Below are 24,874 nucleotides of genomic sequence, written 5' to 3'. Positions count from 1 at the left end.
CAGGTCGGGGGCGAATGCCTAGGGCTTTTTTGGCCAGGTGGGGACTTCCCGGCGCGCCCCCGTGGGCAGGGCCGGAGTGGGCATGTCGCCCCATTGGCCTTGGCCGGGCGAAGTGTCGGAGGGTTTGGGCGACTGCCCTTCGTTCGGAGGACTGGCTGGAGGCGCCTGCTCCTGGCGGCGGTGGCGCAAGGCAAACTCGGCAACCGCGTCGATATCTTCGTCGGCAATCGCGCTGGCGCCCCGCCAAGCAGCATGGGCCCTGGCACCCCGCAACCAGACAAGGTCCGCACGCAAACCATCGACGCCCGCGGCAAAACACCGCTCGGTGATCTGAGCCAGCGCGTCATCATCCAGCGCAATCGTGTCGAGCCGCGCCCGTGCCTGGGTGCAGCGTTCGCGCAAGGCCGACTGCGATGCTTCCCATTTCGCGCAGAACGCCGCCGGGTCGCTGTCGAAATCCAGGCGACGACGGATGATCTGCCCACGCTCGGTCGGCAAGGTCTGCCCGCTCAACGCCACGTTGAAGCCGAAACGGTCGAGCAGTTGCGGGCGCAACTCGCCCTCCTCCGGGTTCATGGTGCCGATCAACACGAAGCGCGCCGAATGGCGATGGGAAATGCCGTCGCGCTCGATCAGGTTGGTGCCGCTGGCGGCCACATCCAGCAGCAGGTCCACCAAGTGATCGGGCAGCAGGTTGACTTCATCGACGTACAACACGCCGCCATCCGCCTTCGCCAATACGCCGGGAGAAAACTGCGCACGGCCCTCGCCCAATGCAGCGTCCAGGTCCAACGTGCCGACAAGGCGCTCTTCAGTCGCGCCCAGGGGCAAGGTCACGAACTGACCGCTGGCCAGCAGGTCCGCCAAACCGCGCGCCAAGGTCGACTTGGCCATGCCGCGCGGGCCTTCGATCAGCACACCGCCGATCTTCGGGTCGATGGCGGTCAGGCACAGCGCCAGCTTCAAGGCATCGGCGCCGACTACGGCGGACAGCGGGAAATGGGGAATATCAGTCATCAGCTGTCTTCTTCTATATCGAGCAACAGGTTTTCCAACGCTTCGCGGTACGCCCCCGGCTCCTGCCACATGCCACGCTGTTGCGCTTCGAGCATGCGCTCAGTCATATCCCGCAGCGCATCAGGGTTGTGTTGCTGCACAAACGCGCGGGTGTCGGGGTCGAGCAAGTAAGCGTCGGCCAACAGGGCGTATTGGTGATCGTCAATCAGCGCCGTGGTGGCGTCGAAGGCGAACAGGTTGTCCACGGTCGCCGCCATCTCGAAGGCACCTTTATAGCCATGGCGCTTCACGCCCTCGATCCACTTAGGGTTGGCAGCACGGGAACGGATCACCCGGTTCAGCTCTTCCTTCAGGGTACGGATCTTCGGCAGGTCGGGCTGGCTGTGGTCGCCATGATAGCTGGCAGCCTTGTCGCCACTGAGCGTTTCCACGGCAGCGAGCATGCCGCCCTGGAATTGGTAGTAATCGTTGGAGTCGAGCAAGTCGTGCTCGCGGTTGTCCTGGTTCTGCAACACCGCCTGCACCTGGCTCAAACGCTGGGCAAATTGCGCGCGGGCGGCGGTGCCTTCGTCGGAACCGCCATAGGCATAGCCGCCCCAGTTCAGGTAAACCTCGGCCAGGTCTTCACGGCTTTGCCACAGGCGACCATCCACCGCGCCCTGCACGCCCGCGCCGTAGGCACCGGGCTTGGCGCCGAAGATGCGCCAACCGGCCTGCCTCGCCGCCGCTTCTGCGTCCAGGCCAGACTGGAGCAGCGCCTCACGCTCACTGCGCACCTTGGCCGCCAGCGGGTTCATATCATCCGGCTCATCCAGCGCCGCCACGGCTTGCACCGCGGCGTCGAACAGGCGGATCAGGTTGGCGAAGGCATCGCGGAAAAAGCCCGACACCCGCAAGGTCACGTCAACGCGCGGACGGTCCAACAGGCTGATCGGCAGGATCTCGAAATCATCCACCCGCTGGCTGCCGGTCGCCCACACCGGGCGCACGCCCATCAGGGCCATGGCTTGGGCGATATCGTCGCCGCCGGTGCGCATGGTGGCGGTGCCCCATATCGACAGGCCGAGCTGGCGCAGGTGGTCGCCGTGGTCTTGCAAATGCCGCTCAAGAATCAGGTTGGCGGACTGGAAGCCGATGCGCCAGGCCGTGGTGGTCGGCAGGTTGCGCACGTCGACGGTGAAAAAGTTGCGCCCCGTTGGCAGTACGTCCAAACGCCCGCGACTCGGTGCGCCACTCGGGCCTGCCGGCACAAAACGGCCGCTAAGGGCATCCAGCAACCCACGTATTTCCGCAGGGCCACAAGCATCCAGACGCGGCGCAACCACCACGCGCAGGCTTTCGATAACGGCCTTCACGTCCTCCCAACCGGGTTCTTCCAGCTGTTCAAGCGGCCCTTCCAATGCTTGCTCGATCAATCGCGCCGCGTAAAGCTCCAGGCGTTCGCGGGTATCGCCAGCGGTGCGCCACAACTGCGGATCGATCTTCTGCAACACCAGCGGTCGACGCCCAGTCCAAGGCTCGGCCAACGCACAGTCCAGCGGGTCGAACCCCAACTCAAAGGCCTTGGCCAGCACGCGCAGCAGGCTTGATTGCGGGCCACGGCCGTCGCCACGCGGGATGCGCAGCAAGGCCAGCAAGGTGTCGATACGCAAGCGCCCTGTGGGCGACTCACCAAAGATATGCAGGCCATCGCGGATCTGCGACTCTTTCAAGTCGCATAGGTAAGTGTCCAGGCGCGGCAGCCACACGGCAGCGTCGGCGTCGCTCCCCAGCTCAAGTTCCTGGTCGATGCGGGTTTCGCGCACCAGCTTGAGGATGTCTTTCTGCAACTCCAGGGCGCGTCGCGGATCGAGCAGTTGCGCTTCGTAATATTCGTCGGCCAACAGCTCAAGGTTACGCAGCGGCCCGTAGGTTTCGGCACGGGTCAGCGGCGGCATCAGGTGATCGATGATCACCGCCTGGGTGCGGCGCTTGGCCTGAGCGCCCTCGCCCGGATCGTTGACGATAAAGGGGTAGATATTCGGCAACGGCCCCAGCAGCGCATCAGGCCAGCAGTGTTCCGACAGGCCGACGCCCTTGCCCGGCAACCATTCAAGGTTGCCGTGCTTGCCCACGTGGATCACACCATGGGCACCGTAGGTGTGGCGCAGCCAGAAATAGAATGCCAGGTAGCCGTGGGGCGGCACCAGGTCCGGGTCGTGGTAGACGGCGCTCGCGTCCACCTGATAACCCCGCGCTGGCTGGATACCAACGAACGTCAGGCCCAGGCGCAAACCAGCAATCATCAGGCGGCCGTCACGGAACATCGGGTCGTTATGGGGCGTGCCCCAGCGATCCAGCACGGCCTGGCGATTGGCCTCGGGCAAGCGACTGAACATCGCTTCGTAGTCATCCATGCCCAGGCTTTGATGGCAGGGCCGTAGATCGAGGCTGTCGAGGTCGTTGGTGACACCGCCGAGCAAATCGTGGATCAGCGCAGTGCCGCTTTCCGGCAGCGCATCCGGCACCGGATAACCCTCAGCGTGCAAGGCGCGCAGGATATTCAGCGCCGCTGCCGGCGTATCCAGGCCAACACCATTGCCGATACGCCCATCGCGGGTCGGGTAGTTGGCGAGGATCAGCGCGATGCGTTTGTCGGCATTCGGCACTCGCGCCAGTTCGACCCAGCGGCGCGCCAATTCAGCGACAAAATCCATGCGCTCGGGCGCTGCGCGATAGCACACCACGTCCGACTGACTGCGCTCGCTACGCCACGCCAAATCCTTGAAGCTGATCGGCCGGCTGATGATGCGCCCGTCCAACTCCGGCAAAGCAATGTGCATCGCCAAGTCGCGGGGGCCGAGGCCTTGGTCGCTGGCTTCCCAGCCGGGCTGGTTGTCCTGGGCGCAGATCGCTTGGATCACCGGGATATTGCGGCGAAACGGGCGCAAATGCGGTGCTTCCGGACTGGATTGGGCGAAACCGGTGGTATTGAGAATCACCGCCGCGCCCACCTCATCCAGCAGGTCCTCGACCACCGCCAGGCAGCCGGGTTCTTTCAAGCTGGCCACCGCCATCGGCAACGGGTTGAGGCCCGCGGCCTGCAAACGCTGGCAGAACACATCAATAAAACCGGTATTCGCCGCCTGCAAATGAGAACGGTAGAACAGCACCGCCGCCACCGGCCACTCGGCATTCCAGTCGGCCTGCCAATCATTCAGCCGGGCGTTGGCGTGGCGCGGATGATAAATCGCCGTGCGCGGCAGGGTTTGCGGCTCGGCCCAGGCGTAGTCACGGCCCAGGTAAGCGCTGGCCAGGCAGCGATAAAAATCCAGTGCATTGCCCAGACCGCCCTGGCGCAGGAAGTGCCAGAGGCGATCACGCGCTTCGGCGCCGACGGTGCTCAGGCCACTGAGTTCCGGGTCCGGGCGATCATCCCCCGGCACCAGGATCAGTTGAACGCCCTGCTCGGCCAATTCCACCAGACGCTCGATGCCGTAACGCCAATAACCGATACCGCCATGCAACGAAATCAGGATGACCTTGGCGTGGCGCAGCACCTCATCGACATACAGATCGACCGAGGCATGGTTCTGCACCTGCATCGGGTTGGCCAGGCGAAAGCTGGGGTAGTCGTCCGGCAACTGCTGCGCTGCTTCGGCCAGCAGCGCCAGGCTGGAATCGCCGCTGCACAGGATCACCAGGTCAGCGGGGGTTTGTCCAAGGTCGGCAATATTGTCGTCCGAGACGAAACCACCGGGCTGGGTCCTGAGCAGGTGCATGGGTTAAACGCTGAGGGCAGCGCGCAGTTGCGCTTCGAGGCCCGCCGCGTCAAGGTCCTGGCCGATCAGCACCAGACGCGTGATGCGCGCTTCGTCAGCGCCCCAGGCACGGTCGAAGTGCTTGTCGAAACGCGTTCCCACGCCCTGGATCAGCAGGCGCATCGGTTTGTTCGGGATCGCGGCGAAACCTTTGACGCGCAGGATGCCGTGTTGCACCACCAACTGGGTCAGGGCGTCGAGCAACAGTGCTTCGTCGGCTTGCGGCAGATCGATGGAAATGGAGTCGAAGGCATCGTGATCGTGATCGTCTTCACCTTCGTGATGATGATCGTGATGGCTGTGGCGACCGTCGATGTGCTCTTCGGAGCCCGCACCCAGGCCGATCAATACATCCAGGGGCAAGCGGCCGCTGCTGGCCTCGATGATCTTCACCGCTGGCGGCAGTTCTTCCGCGACTTCCAGGCGCACGCGGGCCAGGTCTTCAGGGCTGATCAGGTCGGATTTGTTGAGGATAACGAGGTCGGCGCTGGCCAGTTGGTCGGCGAACAGCTCGTGCAGGGGTGATTCGTGGTCCAGGTTCGGGTCGAGCTTGCGCTGGGCATCCACTTGGTCCGGGAACGCAGCAAAGGTGCCGGCGGCTACCGCCGGGCTGTCGACCACGGTGATCACGGCGTCCACGGTGCAGGCGCTGCGGATTTCCGGCCACTGGAAGGCTTGAACCAGCGGTTTTGGCAGGGCCAGGCCGGAGGTTTCGATGAGAATGTGATCGAGGTCACCGCGACGGGCCACCAATTCGCGCATCACTGGGAAGAACTCTTCCTGCACGGTGCAGCACAGGCAGCCGTTCGCCAGCTCGTAGACGCGGCCGTTGGCTTCTTCTTCGGTGCAGCCGATGGAACACTGCTTGAGGATTTCACCGTCGATACCCAGTTCGCCGAATTCGTTGACGATCACCGCAATGCGGCGGCCCTGGGCGTTGTCGAGCATGTGGCGCAACAAAGTGGTCTTGCCCGAGCCGAGGAAGCCGGTGACGATGGTGACGGGGAGTTTGGCCAGTGTTTTCATCGGATGCCCTTGGGGGCGGGCATATGGGACGATAGGCCCTGCGACAGTGCGCAGCAGCGGATTTCGTCACCGGATCACCCCGCCCGGTTGAAGTAGAAAATCGATTGCGAGGCAGGTCTCCTGGCTTGGGGCGTGCGGGTCTTGCGACCGGCGCTGGCTGCGCCTTCCCGCCGGTTTGGCAGTGGCGTGGCAGTCAGCTGAACCCTTTACAGTTGCGGGGGCAGCCGCGGCTTGGACCGCGTTCCCTTCTTAGCTTCGGCCTGGGGCTGAAGAACCTCGAGGGTGCAAGGCTACGCAGTGCTTGGGGGATGGTCAATGATGGGGTTGGGTAGATATCCGTTTCTGCGGTAACGGATACGCCCCACCCAAAAGCACAACCCAATTGACTCCCCTCCCACCCCCATGCTCTCCTACACATCTTGTTTCGGGTGCCCTTCACAGGGTGAAACGGGAAACCGGTGCGTCATAGCGATATGACCAGTCCGGTGCTGCCCCCGCAACGGTAAGCGAGCGAAGCGTCAGATCCACTGTGCCTACGGCATGGGAAGGCGATGCTTAATAGGCGCAATGCCCCTCGCAAGCCCGGAGACCGGCCCGAAAAAATCAGATAACAAACCCGCGGTGGGCGGGCGCTGTTCAAACCCTGCGTGCCCGGCTCGCGGGGTTTTCATGCGCTCGTTTCACCCTGACACCTGAAAGGGACGCGCCATGTCGATCATCAGCAGCACCTCGCACTCCGCCAGCAGCACCTCGACCCTGAGCCAACGCCTGACCGCCGCCATCGGCGCGTCGATCCTCGGCGCGTGCCTGGTGTATTTCGCCGGCTTCTCGCACATCGAGGCCGTGCACAACGCGGCCCACGATACCCGCCACAGCGCCGCGTTCCCGTGCCACTGAGACCTGCCGACATGATCAAGCGTATCGCGCAAACCGCAGGCTTCACCGGCCTGCTGGCTGCCCTGCTGCTGACCCTGCTGCAAAGCTTTTGGGTCGCCCCGCTGATTCTGCAGGCGGAAACCTTCGAAAAAGCCCCGGCCGCCACCGAAATGGCCCACGAACACGCCGAAGGCGCTGCCGCCCACACCCATGACGCTGAAGCCTGGGAGCCGGAAGATGGCTGGCAGCGCGTGCTGTCCACCACGGGCGGCAACCTAGTGGTCGCGGTCGGTTTTGCGCTGATGCTGGCCGGTCTCTACACGCTGCGTGCGCCAACCCGCACCGCCCAAGGCCTGCTGTGGGGCTTGGCCGGCTACGCAACCTTCGTGCTGGCACCGACGATGGGCCTGCCGCCTGAGCTGCCGGGCACTGCCGCCGCCGACCTGGCGCTGCGCCAGACCTGGTGGATCGGCACTGCGGCGTCTACTGCTGCCGGCATCGCTTTGATCGTGTTTGGTCGCAACTGGCTGCTGAAAGTGCTGGGCGTGGCGATCCTGGCGGTCCCGCATGTGATCGGCGCGCCGCAACCGGAAGTGCATTCGATGCTCGCTCCGCAAGCCCTGGAAGCGCAGTTCAAGATCGCCTCGCAGTTGACCAACGTTGCCTTCTGGCTGGCCTTGGGCCTGATCAGCGCATGGCTGTTCCGCCGCAACCGTGACGACCAATACTCGGCATGACTTTTGTGGTTGGCCTGGGTTGCCAGCGGGGTTGTGATCTTCACACCTTGTTGGCGTTGTTCGATTCTGCCCTCGCCGAGGGCGGTATCGAGCGCCAGCGCATTGCTGCGCTCGCCAGTATCGACCGCAAACAACATGAAGCAGGACTAGCGGCATTGGCCGAGGTACTGAACCTGCCACTGCAGTTTTTCAGCGCTGAACAACTGGCGGAGTTTGAACACCGCCTGAGCCACAAATCCGACATCGCTTTTGCCCATACCGGCTGTTACGGCATAGCCGAAAGCGCCGCATTGGCCCTCGCTGAACAGCTCGCCGGCAGCCCTGCCCGCCTGTTGATCACTCGCCAAAAAACCACCCAGGCCACCTTCGCATTGGCGTGCGCCGGCTAAAATCCCGATAATTGCCGACCTCGATCATGAGCAACATTCATGCTCGCCCGTTTTTCAACAGGAATTACCATGACCGTCTACTTCATCGGCGCAGGCCCCGGCGACCCGGAATTGATCACCGTCAAAGGCCAGCGGCTGATCCGCAGCTGCCCGGTGATCATCTATGCCGGCTCGTTGGTGCCCGCGGCGGTTTTGGAAGGCCACTCGGCAGAAACGCTGGCCAACAGTGCCGAATTGCACCTGGAACAAATCATCGATCTGATCAAGACGGCCCACGCGAAGGGCCAGGATGTAGCGCGCGTCCATTCTGGGGACCCGAGCCTGTATGGCGCCATTGGCGAGCAGATCCGCCACATGCGGGAGCTGGGCATTCCCTTCCAGATCATTCCCGGCGTCACCGCCGTGGCTGCCTGCGCCGCCTTGCTGGAAACCGAGCTGACCCTGCCTGACATCGCCCAGAGCGTGATCCTTACTCGCTACGCCGACAAGACCCGCATGCCCGCCGGCGAGGATTTCGACAGCCTGGCCCGGCATGGCACCACCATGGCGATTCACCTGGGGGTCAATCACTTGGAGAAGATTGTCGCTGAACTGCTGCCGCATTACGGCGCGGACTGCCCGATTGCCGTGGTGCACCGGGCGACCTGGCCGGATCAGGATTGGGCGATGGGCACCTTGAGTGATATTGCCCAGAAGGTGTCGGCCAAGGGCTTTCGGCGCACGGCACTGATTGTGGTGGGCCGGGTGTTGGCGAGTGACAGCTTCAGCGAATCGTCGCTGTATCGCGCGGGCCATGCTCATTTGTACCGCCCCTGAAACGGGACATAAAAAAACGGCGCTCACGGGGCGCCGTTTTTTTGTTCGCAGCGAACACCTTACTCAGTAGTAGGCGTTTTCTTTCTGCGTGTGGTCGGTCACGTCACGTACGCCCTTGAGCTCTGGAATGCGCTCCAGCAAGGTGCGCTCAATGCCTTCGCGCAGGGTCACGTCCGCTTGGCCGCAGCCTTGGCAGCCGCCACCAAACTTCAACACCGCAATGCCGTCATCAACCACGTCGATCAGGCTGACCTGGCCGCCGTGGCTGGCAAGGCCGGGGTTGATTTCGGTCTGCAGGTAGTAGTTGATGCGCTCGTTCACCGGGCTGTCGGCGTTGACATTCGGCACCTTGGCGTTGGGCGCCTTGATGGTCAGCTGGCCGCCCATGCGGTCGGTGGCGTAGTCGACCACGGCGTCGTCGAGGAAGGCTTCGCTGAAGGCATCGATGTAGGCGGTGAAGCTTTTCAGCCCCAGGGCGGTGTCTTCAGGTTTCTCTTCCCCAGGCTTGCAGTAGGCGATGCAAGTCTCGGCGTATTGGGTGCCGGGCTGGGTGATAAAGACGCGGATGCCGATACCTGGGGTGTTCTGCTTGGACAGCAGGTCAGCCAGGTAATCGTGGGCGGCGTCGGTAATGGTTATGGCAGTCATGGAAACTCCTCACAGGCTTGCCGGCAGTTTACGCCAAAATATTACGTAGGTACAAAGTCCTAGTGTTTTTGTCGGGATAGGTTTGTTGGGGGGTGTACATATCCGTTATTTGGGTAACGGCTGATATTGGTTCCGCCCTTACAGCGGGTCACTTTGGAAAAGAGCCCCAAAGTAACCAAAGGGCTCTTACCCCAACACTCGGCACCTCGCCTAGGCTCGGTGTGCCCGTAATCCGACAGGGATTTGGGGGGCCGCCTAAGATCAAAATCAAAAGCAAAAGCACAGCGGCCTGACAGCCGGCTTCAGTGGTGTAGAGCAAAGGCAAGGGCAAACGCGGTCCCTTGTAGGAGCTGGCTTGCCTGCGATAGACGTTAACGATGACGCGGGTAACCAGACAAAACGCGGCGTTCTCACGTTTTTCGCCGGCAAGCCGGCTCCTACAGTGGACCGCGTATATACGATGCGAAGCGAGTCGCTCTTGATTTTGATCTGGGGCGCCCCGTCAAACACGCTGGCCGAACGCAGGCTTGAATCCGTGGGTAACCCGGCAGGACGCCGGGTTAGCCGCGCTGGGCCAAGGATGGCCCATCGCGGCGGCCCACGGATTCAAGCCTTCGTTCGGGCACACCGAGCCTAAGCGAGGTGCCGAGTGTTGGGGCGAGGACCTTTTGGTTACTTTTGGCTGGGCCGGCATTCCGGTCCCTCCAAAAGTGACCCGCTGTAAGAGCGGAACCATAAGCCGCCGTCACCTAAATAACGGATATGTACGCGTACCCCCTCCTCACAAATTCTCATACCGATTCATATCCAACACCCCCTCCTCCACCGGAGTAGTCTCACGAATATACGCCGACAAATCATGAAAATACTGCCAAAACAGCGGATGACTACGCCGCACACCCCAACGATCCACAATCTTCTCAAACCGCTTGGCATCCTTGGCCCGCTCCATTTCAGCCACAAACTCCGGCACTTCCTGGGCCGGAATATTGAACATAAAGTTCGGGTAGCTGCTCAACACACCCGGATAAATCGTCACCGTATCCAGGCCCGGCTGATAGCGATAAGCCTCACCCAACAGAAACGCCACGTTACTGTGCGCGCGATTACGCAACATGCTGTAAACCACACGCTGACCATTGGCAGTCTCAACCCGCAGCATCGTCGCTTCAGGCAATTGATCGATAACCTTGAGCCCAGCGGCCGGGCGTGACGTCAGGCGGCTCAGCGCCTGCTCCGCATCCTGAATGGCGGGGTCGACACCATCACGGGAACAATAGGCCCCCATGCAACGGTTGATCGGATCCGGGCTCGCATTCAAATCTCCATATCGCGCCAGCAACTGGTTGGCAAAGTCGCGCTTCGGATCGTTTTCGCTTAGATGCAGGCCGGTAGGCTTATCGTCATCAATCGCCTCATAGTCCAGCCACAGCTTGAGTTTTCCGCTGTTCTGATACCAATCATCCATAAAGTCATCGCGAGAATCGGCCGGCATCAGGCGCAGGAAGTTCTGCTCGGCGCCATTGCGGATCAGGTCGAAGTACAACCGGGTCTGGGCCTGGTGCGACACATTGCCGAACACATCGAAGTTCACCGCCAGCTGATAATAGGTGCGCTCCAGCAGCGGGTAGTCGAACAGCCACATCGTCTGCGGCACTTCGCCGATCAGGCCTTTGGTGACCGAGGCGCTGTCGAAGTGGCGGAAAATGCTCAGCAAGGCATTGTCATTACCGGCCCACAGGCTCGACCAGCTTGGCGGGGGCAAGTCGGCGTAGCTGTCGCGGCGCAGGGCCTCGTAAGCATTGCGTTTGTCGCGGTAAGCCAACCACAGGCTAAGCACACTGCCCACGTCATCGTTCTGCCCCGGCATGGCCAGCAACGGCGTGGCCTGGCCGCGATAGCGCGCATCGGTGATGTAGAGGTCGTGCTCCGGGTCCTGGAACAGGGTCCAGAAGTTGTCGCGGATCACGTCCGTGGCGATCTGCCCACGGCACACCGGCCCACGGATGAAGGTGCGTACGAAGTACTCGGCGTTGTCCAGCATGAACTGGTAACGCGCCTTGGCCGGGATGGCTTCGAAGGTTTCGAACGGATTGGCGCGACGGCCTGGGCCATAGCCCGGCAAGGCGTCGACCTGCCAATTGCCGGCGTAGAACAGCTCTTTGATACGTGCCATTTTCTCGGCACTGAACGGGTACGTGATGTGGGTCTTATGCACGATCACGCCCTGCACCGGCCACAGGCGGTAATACACACGGGTGCCTGGGTCATCATTGGGGCGACGGGTGGCGATCAGGTCGATTGGCTGGCCGCTTGGCGTACGCGAGCGCACCCACTGGAAGAAATGCCCTGGCTCGCCGTTTTCAAAATAGATATGCGCGAGGAACAAGTGCTCGAACAGCCAGCGCGCCACCAGGCTTTCCCGCGCTCCGGGCTGGTTGAACAGGTTTTCCCACTGCTGCACCTGCAGGGCTTCCTTGGCACTGGGCGCCAGACCTTGCTCGTCGATAGGTGCGCCGGACGCGAGCCAGCGTTGCAAGGTCTGGTACTGCTGGTCCGTCAGCCCCGTGACTGCCAACGGCATGCCTTCCTTGGGATGGGCACCCGCGTAAGCGTTGAACTCACCCGGCATGGCGCACATGTTTTCACGGTTCAGGCCCAGCACGATGTCTTCAGGCAACTTGGCGTTGGGCTGCAGCGGTGCGTTATGGCCCAATTCCAGCATGCGCGCCATCAAGGCAGCCTGGCTGCCCTGGGCGTCCAGGACTGAATAGAAGCCCTTTTGCTGCCAGGCTTGCTTGCCAAACGCGTCATAAAACAAACGGGTGGTCGGCGTCGCCTGGCTGCGCTCGCCATCGTAGACCGGCACTTTGCTGGCGCCACGGGCTGCGCCTTCGCCGCTGCCCAGGTTCAGTTGGCAGGCGGAGTCGTAGCAGGCGTGGCAGGCCACGCATTTCTCGGTGAAAATGGGTTGAATGTCGCGGGTGTACGAAATCGCCGGGGCGGGTCCGTCGGCCTGTGCAATGCAGGCGACCAGTGCCAGGACGGCGCTGGTGATGAGGCGAAGTGACATGTATCCGGTCCCGATTCAATACGTACGCTGAAAATTTGCCGGTGATTCTACCGGGCCACACCCCACAACAACATGAACGATATTCATGCAAAAACTGCGCATGCTCTAAATCGGCACAGGTTTGTTATGATTCACGCCCTCCGAAATGCCTGACCAGAGTAGTCCCATGTCCGATCGTAGCGTTCGTCTGCAAGCCCTTCATCAAGCCCTCAAGGAACGTATCCTGATCCTCGACGGCGGTATGGGCACGATGATCCAGAGCTACAAGCTTGAGGAAAACGACTACCGTGGCAAACGCTTCGCCGATTGGCCAAGCGACGTCAAGGGTAACAACGACCTGCTGGTGATCACCCGTCCGGACGTGATCGGTGGCATCGAAAAAGCCTACCTGGATGCCGGTGCCGACATCCTCGAAACCAACACCTTCAACGCCACGCGCATCTCCATGGCCGACTACGGCATGGAAGAACTGGCCTATGAGCTAAACGTAGAAGGCGCACGCCTGGCGCGCAAGATCGCCGACGCCAAGACCGCCGAAAACCCGGCCAAGCCGCGTTTCGTCGCCGGCGTGCTCGGCCCGACCAGCCGCACCTGCTCGCTGTCGCCCGACGTGAACAACCCCGGCTACCGCAACGTAACCTTCGATGAGCTGGTGGAGAACTACACCGAGGCCACCAAAGGGCTGATCGAAGGCGGCGCCGACCTGATCCTGATCGAGACCATTTTCGACACCCTCAACGCCAAGGCCGCGATCTTTGCCGTGCAGGGCGTGTTCGAGGCATTGAACATCGAACTGCCGATCATGATCTCCGGCACCATCACCGACGCCTCCGGCCGCACCCTGTCGGGCCAAACCACCGAAGCGTTCTGGAACTCCGTGGCCCACGCCAAGCCGATTTCCGTCGGCCTGAACTGCGCCCTGGGTGCCAGCGAGCTGCGTCCGTACCTGGAAGAGTTGTCGAACAAGGCCAACACCCACGTTTCTGCGCACCCGAACGCCGGCCTGCCGAACGAGTTCGGCGAGTACGATGAATTGCCGTCACAAACCGCCAAGGTCATCGAAGAGTTCGCCCAGAGCGGCTTTCTCAACATTGTCGGCGGTTGCTGCGGTACCACGCCGGGCCACATCGAGGCCATCGCCAAGGCCGTGGCCGGTTACGCGCCGCGCCAGATCCCGGATATCCCCAAGGCCTGCCGCCTGTCGGGCCTGGAACCTTTCACCATCGACCGCAGCTCGTTGTTCGTCAACGTCGGTGAGCGCACCAACATCACCGGCTCGGCCAAGTTCGCCCGCCTGATCCGCGAGGACAACTACACCGAAGCCCTGGAAGTCGCCCTGCAGCAGGTGGAAGCCGGCGCCCAGGTGATCGACATCAACATGGACGAGGGCATGCTGGATTCGAAGAAGGCCATGGTGACCTTCCTCAATCTGATTGCCGGCGAGCCGGACATCTCCCGCGTGCCGATCATGATCGACTCCTCCAAGTGGGAAGTGATCGAGGCTGGCCTCAAGTGCATCCAGGGCAAGGGCATCGTCAACTCCATCAGCATGAAGGAAGGTGTGGAGCAGTTCATCCACCACGCCAAGCTGTGCAAGCGCTACGGCGCCGCCGTGGTAGTGATGGCGTTCGACGAAGCCGGCCAGGCCGACACCGAAGCGCGCAAGAAAGAGATCTGCAAACGCTCCTACGACATCCTGGTGAACGAAGTCGGCTTCCCGCCGGAAGACATCATCTTCGACCCGAACATCTTCGCGGTCGCCACCGGGATTGAAGAGCACAACAACTACGCCGTCGACTTCATCAACGCCTGTGCCTACATCCGCGATGAACTGCCCTACGCATTGAGCTCCGGCGGCGTGTCCAACGTGTCGTTCTCGTTCCGTGGCAACAACCCGGTGCGTGAGGCGATCCACTCGGTGTTCCTGCTGTATGCGATCCGCAACGGCCTGACCATGGGCATCGTCAACGCCGGCCAGCTGGAGATCTACGACCAGATCCCGGCCGAGCTGCGTGACGCCGTGGAAGACGTGGTGCTCAACCGCACGCCGGACGGCACCGACGCCCTCCTCGCCATCGCCGACAAGTACAAGGGCGACGGCAGCGTCAAAGAAGCCGAGACCGAAGAATGGCGCGGCTGGCCGGTGAACAAGCGCCTGGAACACGCGCTGGTCAAGGGCATCACCACGCATATTGTCGAGGACACCGAAGAATCGCGACTGTCGTTCGCGCGCCCTATCGAAGTGATCGAAGGCCCGCTGATGTCCGGCATGAACATCGTCGGCGACCTGTTTGGCGCGGGCAAAATGTTCCTGCCCCAAGTGGTGAAATCCGCCCGCGTGATGAAGCAGGCGGTGGCGCACTTGATTCCGTTCATCGAGCTGGAAAAAGGCGACAAACCCGAAGCCAAGGGCAAGATCCTGATGGCCACGGTGAAAGGCGACGTGCATGACATCGGCAAGAACATTGTCGGCGTGGTGCTGGGTTGCAACGGCTACGACATCGTCGACCTGGGCGTGATGGTGCCAGCGGAGAAGATCCTGCAGGTGGCCAAGGAGCAGAAGTGCGACATCATCGGGCTGTCCGGCCTGATCACGCCGTCCCTGGACGAGATGGTGCACGTGGCCCGTGAGATGCAGCGCCAGGACTTCCACCTGCCGCTGATGATCGGTGGCGCCACCACCTCCAAGGCGCACACGGCGGTGAAGATCGAGCCCAAGTACAGCAACGATGCCGTGGTGTATGTCACCGACGCCTCGCGTGCGGTCGGCGTGGCGACTCAGTTGCTGTCCAAGGAGCTGAAAGCCGGCTTCGTGGAGCGTACCCGCGAAGAATACGTGGAAGTGCGTGAACGCACCGCAAACCGCAGCGCCCGCACCGAACGCCTGAGCTACCCGGCCGCCATCGCCAAGAAGCCGCAGTTCGACTGGAGCACCTACACGCCGGTAGTGCCGACCTTTACCGGCGCCAAGGTGCTGGACAATATCGACCTCAAGGTGCTGGCCGAGTACATCGACTGGACGCCGTTCTTCATTTCCTGGGACCTGGCGGGGAAATTCCCACGCATTCTGACTGATGAAGTTGTCGGTGAAGCGGCGACCGCGCTGTACGCCGATGCCCGGGAAATGCTCGCCAAGCTGATCGACGAAAAGCTCATCAGCGCCCGCGCCGTGTTCGGTTTCTGGCCGACCAACCAGGTGCAGGATGATGACCTGGAAGTCTACGGCGACGACGGCCAGCCAATCGCCAAGTTGCACCACCTGCGCCAGCAGATCATCAAGACCGACGGCAAGCCGAACTTCTCCCTGGCCGACTTCGTGGCGCCCAAGGACAGCGGCGTGACCGACTACATCGGTGGTTTCATCACCACCGCCGGCATCGGCGCCGAAGAAGTGGCCAAGGCGTACCAGGACGCGGGCGACGACTACAACTCGATCATGGTCAAGGCCCTGGCCGACCGCCTGGCCGAAGCCTGCGCCGAATGGCTGCACCAGCAAGTGCGTAAAGACTACTGGGGTTATGCCAAGGATGAGCAACTGGACAACGAGGCGCTGATCAAGGAGCAGTACAGCGGCATCCGCCCTGCCCCGGGTTACCCGGCGTGCCCGGACCACACCGAGAAAGGCGCCTTGTTCCAACTGCTCGATCCGCAAGCCCGGGAGATGGAGGCCGGCCGCAGCGGCGTGTTCCTCACCGAGCACTACGCGATGTTCCCGGCGGCAGCGGTCAGCGGTTGGTACTTTGCCCACCCGCAGGCGCAGTACTTTGCCGTGGGCAAGATCGACAAGGACCAGGTGGCGAGCTATACAGCGCGCAAAGGCCAGGACCTTAGCGTGACCGAGCGTTGGCTGGCGCCAAACCTGGGTTACGACAACTAAGCCCGGCGGGATTGTCTATGCTGTCCCTCACACACCTTGTGTCGAGGGATGTATGGACGATCCAGTCAACAACAAGCCCCCTACCTTCTGGCAAATGCTGCACAGCGTGATGGCGGCTGCGTTTGGCGTGCAAAGCGGCAAGAACCGCGCCCGCGACTTCACCCACGGCAAACCCAGCCACTTTGTAGTGCTGGGTATTCTGTTCACGGCGGTGTTTGCCTTGACGCTGTTCGGCATCGTCAAGCTGGTGCTGCTGTTGGCCGGTGTCTAGCGCAGCAGCAGTTGCAGGCTGAACGGGTAACGGTAGGACACCGGCTTGCCGACGGCAGACAGTGCGCGAAAATCGACAGGCGCCGTGGGCCCCAGCAAGCGTTGTGCCTGGGAGGCGCCTATCAGCTGGAACAGCGCCTCCTGGCGGTCACGCCCACCATGGGCGCTGATATCCACGCCCTTGGCGTCATCATTGATCAACACCATCGCCCAGCCGCCCAGGGTGAAATGCCCGGCGACCAGCGTACTCAAGCGCCCTTCCAGCCGCGCCTGCAAGATCTGCGGCGAACTGTTCACCGCGCTGAACAACACCTCCTTGCCCGGCACGCGCCCGCTGTCCTGTAACGCCTGCATGGCACCCAGCGCCATCTCGTCGTTGGCCGACCACACCAGCGCGGTTTGCGGATAGCGCTTGAACAGCAGCGTGGCTTGCTCGAACGCACGTTGACGGCTCCATTCGCCGTAGACCAACTGGCGCAGGCGTACTTCAGGGTGCTCGGCCAGGGCGCGGTGCAAGCCCTGTTCGCGCAATTGCGCGGCAGGGGTGGTCTTGGTGCCGGAGAATGCCAGCAGGTCGATGGTCTCACCGGCTGCGCCCGGACCGTGCTGGCGCAGTAGATCGGTGAGCATCAGGTAGCCGGCCTGTTCGTCGTCGGCAACCATGCTGGCGATCCAGCCTGCACTGTTGCCGAGCAATTGCACCTGATCGGCGGTCAGCGCGTTGTTCACGATCAGCAGCTTCACCCCACTGCCCTGGGCCATGCGCAGGATCTGCGGGGCGACGTACTGCTCGTTCACCAGCACCAGATAATCCGGCCGCTCGCTGCCTTGCAGTGCTTCGCGGGCCTGGCTCAGGGTGTTATGGGCGTCACGCTCGGCATAGCGCACACGCAAATGCAGGCCGAGGTCCTTGGCACCGGCCTGCATGAATTGCGCGTAGCTGACCCAGAAGGTTTCCGTCGACATGCCAGGGTTGAGAAACACCACCGACGTGGCATGGGCCATCGCCCCGTACGCCGATCCCAGCAACCACACACACGCAATCAGCACCTTCGACATGGATGTTCAAGCCTTGAATATTGACCGCCATGATAGTGGCATTGCGACAGTCAATCGAGGCTGTTTACTGGTGGCTTACCCAGAACACGGCAGTTCCCACGACCAGAATGATCAGGAACAGGATGGCCCAGGCATCAACGGTACTGTCGGGTTTACGGGCTTTTGTCGGATTGCTCATCGCATCGCCTCTTGTCGGTTTTATAGGTGATTGCTAGGGGGCGTTCTCATCGATTTTCCCCGCCGCGCCGGGTCTGCTGCTGTGCAGGGCAAGGCGCGAGAAGCGTAGTTTGGTTTTTCCAAATAAGCTTCGAGCAACGCAGCCCTGCACAGCAGCAGGCCCGGCCCTTCGGGTTGTGCCTGAAAGCGGGCCATGCTGCGTTGCAGGCCTTGGAAAGGGAACACCATTCCCGGCGGCCTGCGCCTTGCCTGGCCCGCTTTAAGACACAACGCGGCGGGGAAAATCGATGAGAACGCCCCCTAAACACGCTCACAGTAAAGTTGACGATTGCCCGCATGACAAATGTGGGTATGGCGATAACGGTTCTCATTAGGCGATTTGGTTATTTGCATATACTCAAACATCACTTTTGCGCATAAACGCAAACTGGTATCGTGCGCCGGCTCCGTTGGGAGTGCGCGGCCGTGCGCGCAGATTTGCCGAGAACAGGACCTATATGTACGTATACGACGAATACGATCAGCGCATCATCGAGGACCGCGTCAAGCAGTTCCGTGATCAGACCCGACGCTATCTGGCAGGTGAACTGAGCGAAGAAGAGTTCCGCCCTCTGCGCCTGCAAAATGGCCTTTATGTTCAGCGCTTTGCGCCGATGCTGCGGGTGGCCGTGCCCTATGGCCAACTGACGTCGCGCCAGACGCGCATGATGGCCAAGATTGCCCGCGACTTCGACAAAGGCTATGCCCACATCAGTACCCGCCAGAACGTACAGTTCAACTGGCCGGCGCTGGAAGATGTGCCGGACATCCTGGCTGAATTGGCCACCGTGCAGATGCACGCCATTCAGACCAGCGGTAACTGCCTGCGCAACGTGACCACCGACCAATTCGCCGGTGTTGCCGCCGACGAGCTGATCGACCCACGCCCCTGGTGCGAAATCGTCCGCCAATGGACCACCTTCCACCCGGAATTCGCCTACCTGCCGCGCAAGTTCAAGATCGCCATCAATGGCTCGACCTCGGACCGTGCGGCCATCGAAGTGCACGATATCGGCCTGGAGCCGGTGCACAACGCAGCCGGCGAGCTGGGCTTTCGCGTATTGGTCGGTGGCGGCCTGGGCCGTACCCCGGTGGTCGGTGCCTTCATCAACGAATTCTTGCCGTGGCAGGACCTGTTGAGCTACCTCGACGCGATCCTGCGGGTCTACAACCGCTACGGCCGTCGTGACAACAAGTACAAGGCCCGGATCAAGATCCTGGTCAAGGCGCTGACCCCTGAGGTGTTCGCCCAGAAAGTCGACGCCGAGATGGAACACCTGCGCGGCGGCCAGACCACCCTGACCGAAGCCGAAGTGCACCGCGTCGCCAAGCACTTCGTCGACCCTGAATACAAAGCCCTGAGCAATCAGGACGCCGAGTTCGCAGCACTGGACCAAGAACATCCAGGTTTCGCCCGCTGGCGTGGCCGCAACACCTTGGCGCACAAGAAGCCGGGCTACGTGGCGGTGACCCTGTCGCTGAAACCGACCGGTGTTGCACCGGGCGATATCACCGACAAGCAGCTGGATGCCGTCGCCGACCTGGCCGAGCGCTACAGCTTCGGTCAACTGCGCACCTCCCACGAGCAGAACATCATCCTCGCGGACGTTGAGCAGAGCCAACTGTTCACCCTGTGGGGCGAGCTGCGCGAAGGCGGTTTCGCCACGCCGAACATCGGCCTGCTGACCGACATCATCTGCTGCCCGGGCGGCGACTTCTGCTCCCTGGCCAACGCCAAGTCGATCCCGATTGCCGAATCGATCCAACGCCGTTTCGACGACCTGGATTACCTGTTCGACATCGGCGAGCTGGACCTGAACATTTCCGGTTGCATGAACGCCTGTGGTCACCACCACGTCGGCCACATCGGCATCCTGGGCGTGGACAAGAAAGGCGAAGAATTCTACCAAGTGTCCCTGGGTGGCAGCGCCAGCCGCGATGCGAGCCTGGGCAAGATCCTCGGCCCATCCTTCGCCCAGGAAGCCATGCCTGAGGTGATCGGCAAGTTGATCGATGTGTACATCGAACAGCGCACCGAAGATGAGCGTTTCATCGACACCTACCAGCGCATCGGCATCGACCTGTTCAAGGAGCGCGTCTATGCAGCGAATCATTAAGAACAACGAAGTCCTCGACGAAACCTGGCACCTGCTGCCCAAGGACGCGAGCTTCGACGGCATTTCCAACTGCGACGACCTGATCGTGCCGTTGGCCCTGTGGCGCGAACACGCGCACGCCCTCAAGGCCCGCGATGGCGGCCTGGGCGTATGGCTGGATGCAGAGGAAGAAGCCGAAGAAATCGGTGACGACGTGGAGCACTTCCAGGTCATCGCCCTTAACTTCCCGGCCTTCACCGACGGTCGCAATTACTCCAACGCCCGCTTGCTACGTGACCGTTATGGCTACAAAGGCGAGCTGCGCGCGATTGGCGATGTGCTGCGCGACCAACTGTTCTACCTGCGCCGCTGCGGGTTCGATGCCTTCGCCCTGCGCGCCGACAAAGACCCCTACGAAGCACTGGAAAGCCTCAAGGACTTCTCGGTGACGTACCAGGCCGCAACGGACGAACCGTTGCCGCTGTTCCGCCGTCGCTGAGTCTCGGCGCATGAAAAAGCCCTGGCATGCCAGGGCTTTTTTTATGCATTGAGTTTGATCGACGCCAGCACCTGCTTTTGCCCCATGCTGCACGGCACACCTTCGGGCTGCGCCCGCACCGCTTCGATCACTCCCAGCAATTGCGCCTTGCTATGAGCCAGTTGCGCTTGCATCTCTTCGATCTGCGCCACCTTGCGCTCCAGCGCCTCGATCAGCTCTTCACGCTTATGCTCACCCGGCGCAGGCATCAGCGCCTTGAGTTCCTGCAAGGTAAAACCGGCCTGTTGCGCGCTCTGAATCAGCTGCAACGTCTGCAATGCTTCCGCCGAGTAGCGCCGATAACCATTGGCCTGACGCCCCACCTGGCTGATCAGCCCCTCGGCCTCATAAAAGCGGATCCGCGACGCCGCCAGCCCACTCTGCTTTGCCAGCTCACCAATATTCATCGCCGCCCCTGCTTGACATTAAAGTTAACTTTAAGCTTAGCCTGAGGCCTCCCCCGCTCAGGAGTCAACCCATGTCACCCTTTGAAGCCCTGCAACTGCCCAATGGCCAAGTCCTTTCCAACCGCATCGCCAAGGCCGCGATGGAAGAAAACATGGCCGATGGCAATCAGGCGCCTTCCCCTGAACTGAAGCAGTTATACAAAGCCTGGGCGCAGGGCGAGCCTGGCTTGTTGATCACCGGCAACGTGATGGTCGACCGCCGCGCCATGACCGGCCCTGGCGGCGTGGCCCTCGAAGACGAGCAGCACCTGGCGAGCTTTCGCGAGTGGACCGACGTGGCGCGCGGCAACGGCGTGCACTTCTGGGTTCAGCTCAGCCACCCAGGCCGCCAGACACCGGCCAACTTGCGCCAGCAAGCCATTGCACCGTCCGCCGTGGCGCTCGACCTGGGCGGTTTCTCCAAGATGTTTGCCACGCCCAAGGCCATGACCGAGGACGATATCCAGGATGTGATCCAGCGCTTTGCCACCAGCGCACGCCTGGCTGAAAAAGCCGGGTTTACCGGCGTGCAGATCCACGGCGCCCATGGCTACTTGCTCAGCCAGTTCCTGTCGCCGTTGAGCAATCAACGCACCGACCGCTGGGGCGGCTCCCTGGAGAACCGCGCGCGGTTGTTGCTGGAAGTGATCCGTGCGGTACGCGCCAACGTCAGCCCGTCGTTTTGTGTCGCCGTCAAACTCAACTCCGCCGACTTCCAACGGGGCGGTTTTGCAGAAGCCGATGCACGCGCCGTGGTCGAAATGCTCAACCCGCTGCCCATCGACCTGCTGGAATTATCCGGCGGCAGTTACGAAGCACCGGCCATGCAAGGCGAAGCGCGTGACGGCCGTACCCTGGCGCGGGAGGCGTACTTCCTGGAGTTCGCCAGCCAACTGGCGACCATTGCCAAGATGCCGGTGATGGTCACCGGCGGCATCCGTCGCCTGCCCATCGTGCAACAGGTGCTGGACAGCGGCGTCGCCATGGCCGGGATCGCCACGGCCCTGACCCTGGAACCGCAGTTGATCCAGCACTGGCGTGAGGGCCGCGACCCCCACCCACAACTCAAGCCCATCGATTGGAAGCGCAAACCCCTGGCCTCCCTCGCCGTCCTTGCCGTGGTGCGCTACCAGATGCGCCGCCTCAGCCGCGGCCATTTGCCCAAGGCCAACGTCGCGCCGTGCATGGCGCTGGTGCGTGACCAATGGTTTCTGGCGCGACGCACCCGGCAATACCGGGCGGCCATGACGCAATCTTCACATTAAAGGATGAACATCCGCCGTGATCGAACTGTCCCCTATTGATCAGCAGTTTTTAACCTCACTGACGATTGGAGTTCTTCATGGCGAAAATCAACCTGGCCCAGCAATTGGCGACAACCCTTGAACAGGCGGGGATCAAGCGCATCTGGGGCCTGACCGGCGACAGCCTCAACGGCCTCACCGACGCCCTGCGCACCATGGACAGTATCGAGTGGATGCATGTGCGTCATGAGGAAGTGGCTGCGTTCGCCGCCGGCGCCGAAGCGGCGGCCACCGGAGAACTGACCGTGTGCGCCGGCAGTTGTGGGCCGGGCAACCTGCATTTGATCAATGGCCTGTTCGACTGCCATCGCAATCATGTGCCGGTGCTGGCGATTGCCGCGCAGATCCCGTCGTCGGAGATCGGCCTGAACTACTTCCAGGAAACCCATCCGCAGGAACTGTTCAAGGAGTGCAGCCACTTTATCGAGCTGGTCACCAACCCCGAACAGATGCCTCACGTGCTGCACCGCGCCATGCGGTCGGCGATCCTCAATCGCGGCGTGGCGGTGGTGGTGATTCCGGGCGATGTGTCGCTGCTGGAAGTCGAAGACAAGCTCAAGCCGTGGCCCGCCTTGCATGCGCCACGCACGCTGCCGGCGGAGCAGGACCTGCAACGCCTCACCGAGATCCTGGAAAGCAGCCAGAAAACCACCCTGCTGTGTGGCAGCGGCTGTGCCGGCGCCCATGACCAGGTGGTGGCCCTGGCCGACACCCTCGGCGCCCCTGTGGTACACGCCCTGCGCGGTAAAGAACACGTGGAATGGGACAACCCGTTCGACGTGGGCATGACCGGCCTGATCGGCTTCAGCTCTGGCTACCATGCCATGCTCGACTGCGACACCTTGATCATGCTCGGCACCGACTTCCCCTACCGCCAGTTCTACCCAACCGACGCCAAGATCATTCAGGTCGACCGTAACCCGCAGGCCCTCGGCCGCCGCGCCACACTGGACCAGGGCATTGCCGCGGATGTCAGCGAAACCATCGGCGCCCTGCTGCCGCGCCTGACGCGCAAGACCGATCGCAGCTTTCTCGAAACGTCCCTGAAGCATTACGAGAAAGCCCGCCAAGGGCTGGACGACCTCGCTCAACCCTCAAAAGCCAATCGACCGATTCACCCGCAATACGTCGCACGTTTGCTCAGTGAATTGGCGGATGACGATGCAATCTTTACCGCCGATGTCGGATCGCCCACCGTGTGGGCTGCGCGCTATTTGAAGATGAATGGCAAGCGCCGCCTGATCGGTTCGTTCAACCACGGCTCGATGGCCAATGCCATGCCCCAGGCGATAGGTGCGCAAGCAGCCTTTCCGGATCGGCAGGTGATCTCGATGTCGGGTGACGGTGGTTTCGCCATGCTGATGGGGGATTTCATCTCGTTGGCGCAGCTGAAGCTGCCGGTGAAAGTCATCGTTTTCGATAACTCTTCCTTGGGGTTCGTAGCCATGGAAATGAAGGCAGCGGGCTATCTGGATGCCGGTACCGAGCTGAAAAACCCGGACTTCGCCGCCATGTCCAACGCCATGGGCATCCTCGGCATTCGCGTGGAGCAGTCCGAAGACCTGGAACCGGCCCTGCGCCGCGCCCTCGCCCATGACGGCCCGGTGCTGGTGGACGTAGTCACCGCGACCCAGGAGCTGGTGATGCCGCCGACCATCAAGCTGGAACAGGCCAAGGGGTTCAGCCTGTATATGCTCAAGGCGGTGATGAGTGGCCGTGGCGATGAGGTGATCGAGCTGGCGCGCACCAACTGGTTGCGCTAGCGCAAGGAAGCGCCGTAGCGGACCACTACTTCGGTGATCACCTCGACCATGCGTGGATCCGCCTCCGGCGCGCTGAACAGGCGGAACTCGGCATCGGGCAATTCGGGTAACCCGTGCTCGGCGCCGAGTACCGTCAAGCCGGGCACCAGTTGGCTGCGCGCGATCGGTGCAATGGCAAACCCCGCCAACGCAGCGGCATGCAGCGCCGCATAGCTTGAGCACAGCATAGCGGTACGCTGAACGATGCCCGCCTGGGCCAGACGTGAAAGCGCCGCTTCGCGATAAGGGCAAGGCTCGGGAAACAGCGCCAAGGGCAAGGGCGTCGGCAACGTCGTCAGCGGTTGCGCAGACCAGGCCCACACCAGCGGCTCCTGCCACAGCGCCAGGCCAGGCTCGCTGGATTCGCACAATGAACCGACCACAACATCCAGCTCGCCCTGCTTCATCAATGCCAGCAACGAACCGGGAATCCCCACCTGCACAGTGATTTGCAGGCCGGGATATTGCGCGGCAACCTCCTGCAACTCGCGCAACAGACGCGCATCCGCGAACTCTTCCGACACTCCAACGCGCAGATTTCCTTCAAATGCCGAGCGCGTCAGCTCGGCCCAGGCATTGCGATTCAGCGCCAGGATGCCCCTTGCATACGCCATCAGGCGTTCGCCGTCAGGCGTCAGTTGCTGGGAGCGCGTGGTGCGGGTGAGCAAAGGCTTGCCCACCTGTTCCTCCAAACGACGCAGATGCCCGCTGACCGCCGATTGGGTGAGGTGCAAACGGGCAGCGGCGCGGCTGAAGCCTTCTTCATCCACCACGGCAACAAAGGTTTTTAGCAGGACGATATCGAACATATTCTGATAACAGATTAATCAGGCGATAAAACACGATTTATATTTCACTTGGCGCTATGTTGCAATGCTTGGGTC

The 24,874-nt window shown here is 62.0% G+C and carries 18 protein-coding genes and 2 riboswitches; of the genes, 10 read left to right on the top strand and 8 right to left on the bottom strand.

The window, feature by feature from the left end:
* Nucleotides 1-18: 18 nt before the first annotated feature.
* Genes AYR47_RS20195 through cobW form a run of 3 tightly spaced genes read right to left on the bottom strand, consistent with a single transcriptional unit; the run spans nucleotide 19 to nucleotide 5,843 of the window.
* A complete protein-coding gene (locus AYR47_RS20195; protein WP_061436503.1) occupies nucleotides 19-1,017 on the bottom strand; it encodes an ATP-binding protein in 999 nt (332 codons plus the stop codon).
* On the bottom strand, nucleotides 1,017-4,778 hold the full coding sequence (gene cobN, locus AYR47_RS20190) for a cobaltochelatase subunit CobN (RefSeq protein ID WP_061436501.1): 3,762 nt from the start codon (nucleotides 4,776-4,778) through the stop codon (nucleotides 1,017-1,019). The genes AYR47_RS20195 and cobN overlap by 1 nt, the downstream gene beginning before the upstream one ends.
* 3 nt (nucleotides 4,779-4,781) lie before the next feature.
* Complete coding sequence (gene cobW, locus AYR47_RS20185) at nucleotides 4,782-5,843, bottom strand: cobalamin biosynthesis protein CobW (RefSeq protein WP_033902251.1); 1,062 nt, start codon at nucleotides 5,841-5,843, stop codon at nucleotides 4,782-4,784.
* A gap of 93 nt (nucleotides 5,844-5,936) precedes the next feature.
* Nucleotides 5,937-6,137: riboswitch (cobalamin riboswitch) on the bottom strand.
* A 115-nt stretch (nucleotides 6,138-6,252) separates the two neighbouring features.
* Nucleotides 6,253-6,455, top strand: a riboswitch (cobalamin riboswitch).
* A gap of 96 nt (nucleotides 6,456-6,551) precedes the next feature.
* Here cobW and AYR47_RS20180 point away from each other — a divergent pair.
* The 4 genes from AYR47_RS20180 to cobM all read left to right on the top strand — a co-directional run bounded on the left by AYR47_RS20180 (nucleotide 6,552) and on the right by cobM (nucleotide 8,661).
* Nucleotides 6,552-6,740 carry a CbtB domain-containing protein gene (locus AYR47_RS20180; protein ID WP_012723860.1) on the top strand — a complete coding sequence of 63 codons (189 nt, stop codon included), beginning with the start codon at nucleotides 6,552-6,554 and terminating at the stop codon, nucleotides 6,738-6,740.
* An 11-nt stretch (nucleotides 6,741-6,751) separates the two neighbouring features.
* Nucleotides 6,752-7,456, top strand: coding sequence for a CbtA family protein (locus tag AYR47_RS20175; protein ID WP_061436499.1), 705 nt, complete (start codon nucleotides 6,752-6,754; stop codon nucleotides 7,454-7,456).
* Nucleotides 7,453-7,845 (top strand): cobalamin biosynthesis protein, encoded by a 393-nt coding sequence (locus AYR47_RS20170; RefSeq protein WP_061436498.1) that lies wholly within the window; start codon nucleotides 7,453-7,455, stop codon nucleotides 7,843-7,845. Before AYR47_RS20175 ends, AYR47_RS20170 begins: the two co-directional genes overlap by 4 nt.
* Nucleotides 7,846-7,914: 69 nt before the next feature.
* Complete coding sequence (gene cobM, locus AYR47_RS20165; RefSeq protein WP_061436496.1) at nucleotides 7,915-8,661, top strand: precorrin-4 C(11)-methyltransferase; 747 nt, start codon at nucleotides 7,915-7,917, stop codon at nucleotides 8,659-8,661.
* 63 nt (nucleotides 8,662-8,724) lie between these two features.
* On the opposite strand, the gene nfuA is transcribed toward cobM, so the two are convergent.
* Nucleotides 8,725-9,309 (bottom strand): Fe-S biogenesis protein NfuA, encoded by a 585-nt coding sequence (gene nfuA / locus AYR47_RS20160; protein WP_003190728.1) that lies wholly within the window; start codon nucleotides 9,307-9,309, stop codon nucleotides 8,725-8,727.
* Nucleotides 9,310-10,090: 781 nt separating this feature from the next.
* Nucleotides 10,091-12,382 (bottom strand): fatty acid cis/trans isomerase, encoded by a 2,292-nt coding sequence (locus AYR47_RS20155; RefSeq protein WP_061436494.1) that lies wholly within the window; start codon nucleotides 12,380-12,382, stop codon nucleotides 10,091-10,093.
* Between the two features lie 166 nt (nucleotides 12,383-12,548).
* Between AYR47_RS20155 and metH the strand changes: the two genes are divergently transcribed.
* Both metH and AYR47_RS20145 read left to right on the top strand, forming a co-directional pair.
* Nucleotides 12,549-16,259, top strand: a complete 3,711-nt coding sequence (gene metH, locus AYR47_RS20150; RefSeq protein WP_061436492.1) for a methionine synthase — start codon at nucleotides 12,549-12,551, stop codon at nucleotides 16,257-16,259.
* Nucleotides 16,260-16,311: 52 nt separating this feature from the next.
* The gene (locus AYR47_RS20145; RefSeq protein ID WP_033902258.1) at nucleotides 16,312-16,530 is read left to right on the top strand and encodes a DUF2970 domain-containing protein; all 219 of its coding nucleotides are present in this window, start codon (nucleotides 16,312-16,314) and stop codon (nucleotides 16,528-16,530) included.
* Here AYR47_RS20145 and AYR47_RS20140 read toward each other — a convergent pair.
* Nucleotides 16,527-17,588, bottom strand: coding sequence for an ABC transporter substrate-binding protein (locus AYR47_RS20140; protein ID WP_061436491.1), 1,062 nt, complete (start codon nucleotides 17,586-17,588; stop codon nucleotides 16,527-16,529). The genes AYR47_RS20145 and AYR47_RS20140 overlap by 4 nt on opposite strands.
* A gap of 674 nt (nucleotides 17,589-18,262) precedes the next feature.
* Between AYR47_RS20140 and AYR47_RS20135 the strand changes: the two genes are divergently transcribed.
* Both AYR47_RS20135 and AYR47_RS20130 read left to right on the top strand, forming a co-directional pair.
* Nucleotides 18,263-19,921 (top strand): nitrite/sulfite reductase, encoded by a 1,659-nt coding sequence (locus AYR47_RS20135; RefSeq protein ID WP_033902260.1) that lies wholly within the window; start codon nucleotides 18,263-18,265, stop codon nucleotides 19,919-19,921.
* The gene (locus AYR47_RS20130) at nucleotides 19,905-20,399 is read left to right on the top strand and encodes a DUF934 domain-containing protein (protein WP_033902261.1); all 495 of its coding nucleotides are present in this window, start codon (nucleotides 19,905-19,907) and stop codon (nucleotides 20,397-20,399) included. Before AYR47_RS20135 ends, AYR47_RS20130 begins: the two co-directional genes overlap by 17 nt.
* A 41-nt stretch (nucleotides 20,400-20,440) precedes the next feature.
* Here the strand turns inward: AYR47_RS20130 and AYR47_RS20125 are convergent, their stop codons facing one another.
* Nucleotides 20,441-20,845, bottom strand: coding sequence for a MerR family transcriptional regulator (locus tag AYR47_RS20125; protein ID WP_033902262.1), 405 nt, complete (start codon nucleotides 20,843-20,845; stop codon nucleotides 20,441-20,443).
* Nucleotides 20,846-20,916: 71 nt separating this feature from the next.
* Between AYR47_RS20125 and AYR47_RS20120 the strand changes: the two genes are divergently transcribed.
* Nucleotides 20,917-22,149, top strand: coding sequence for an NADH:flavin oxidoreductase/NADH oxidase family protein (locus tag AYR47_RS20120; protein ID WP_033902263.1), 1,233 nt, complete (start codon nucleotides 20,917-20,919; stop codon nucleotides 22,147-22,149).
* A 77-nt stretch (nucleotides 22,150-22,226) separates the two neighbouring features.
* Nucleotides 22,227-23,951, top strand: a complete 1,725-nt coding sequence (gene poxB, locus AYR47_RS20115; protein WP_061436489.1) for a ubiquinone-dependent pyruvate dehydrogenase — start codon at nucleotides 22,227-22,229, stop codon at nucleotides 23,949-23,951.
* Here the strand turns inward: poxB and AYR47_RS20110 are convergent.
* Nucleotides 23,948-24,799, bottom strand: a complete 852-nt coding sequence (locus AYR47_RS20110; RefSeq protein WP_033902265.1) for a LysR family transcriptional regulator — start codon at nucleotides 24,797-24,799, stop codon at nucleotides 23,948-23,950. The two genes, poxB and AYR47_RS20110, sit on opposite strands and share 4 nt — an antisense overlap.
* Between the last annotated feature and the right edge of the window lie 75 nt (nucleotides 24,800-24,874).

Origin of the sequence: Pseudomonas azotoformans (assembly GCF_001579805.1) — a bacterium.
GTDB lineage: Bacteria > Pseudomonadota > Gammaproteobacteria > Pseudomonadales > Pseudomonadaceae > Aquipseudomonas > Aquipseudomonas azotoformans_A.
Note: the sequence above shows the minus strand (reverse complement) of the source record. Positions and strands in the feature narration are given on the sequence as shown.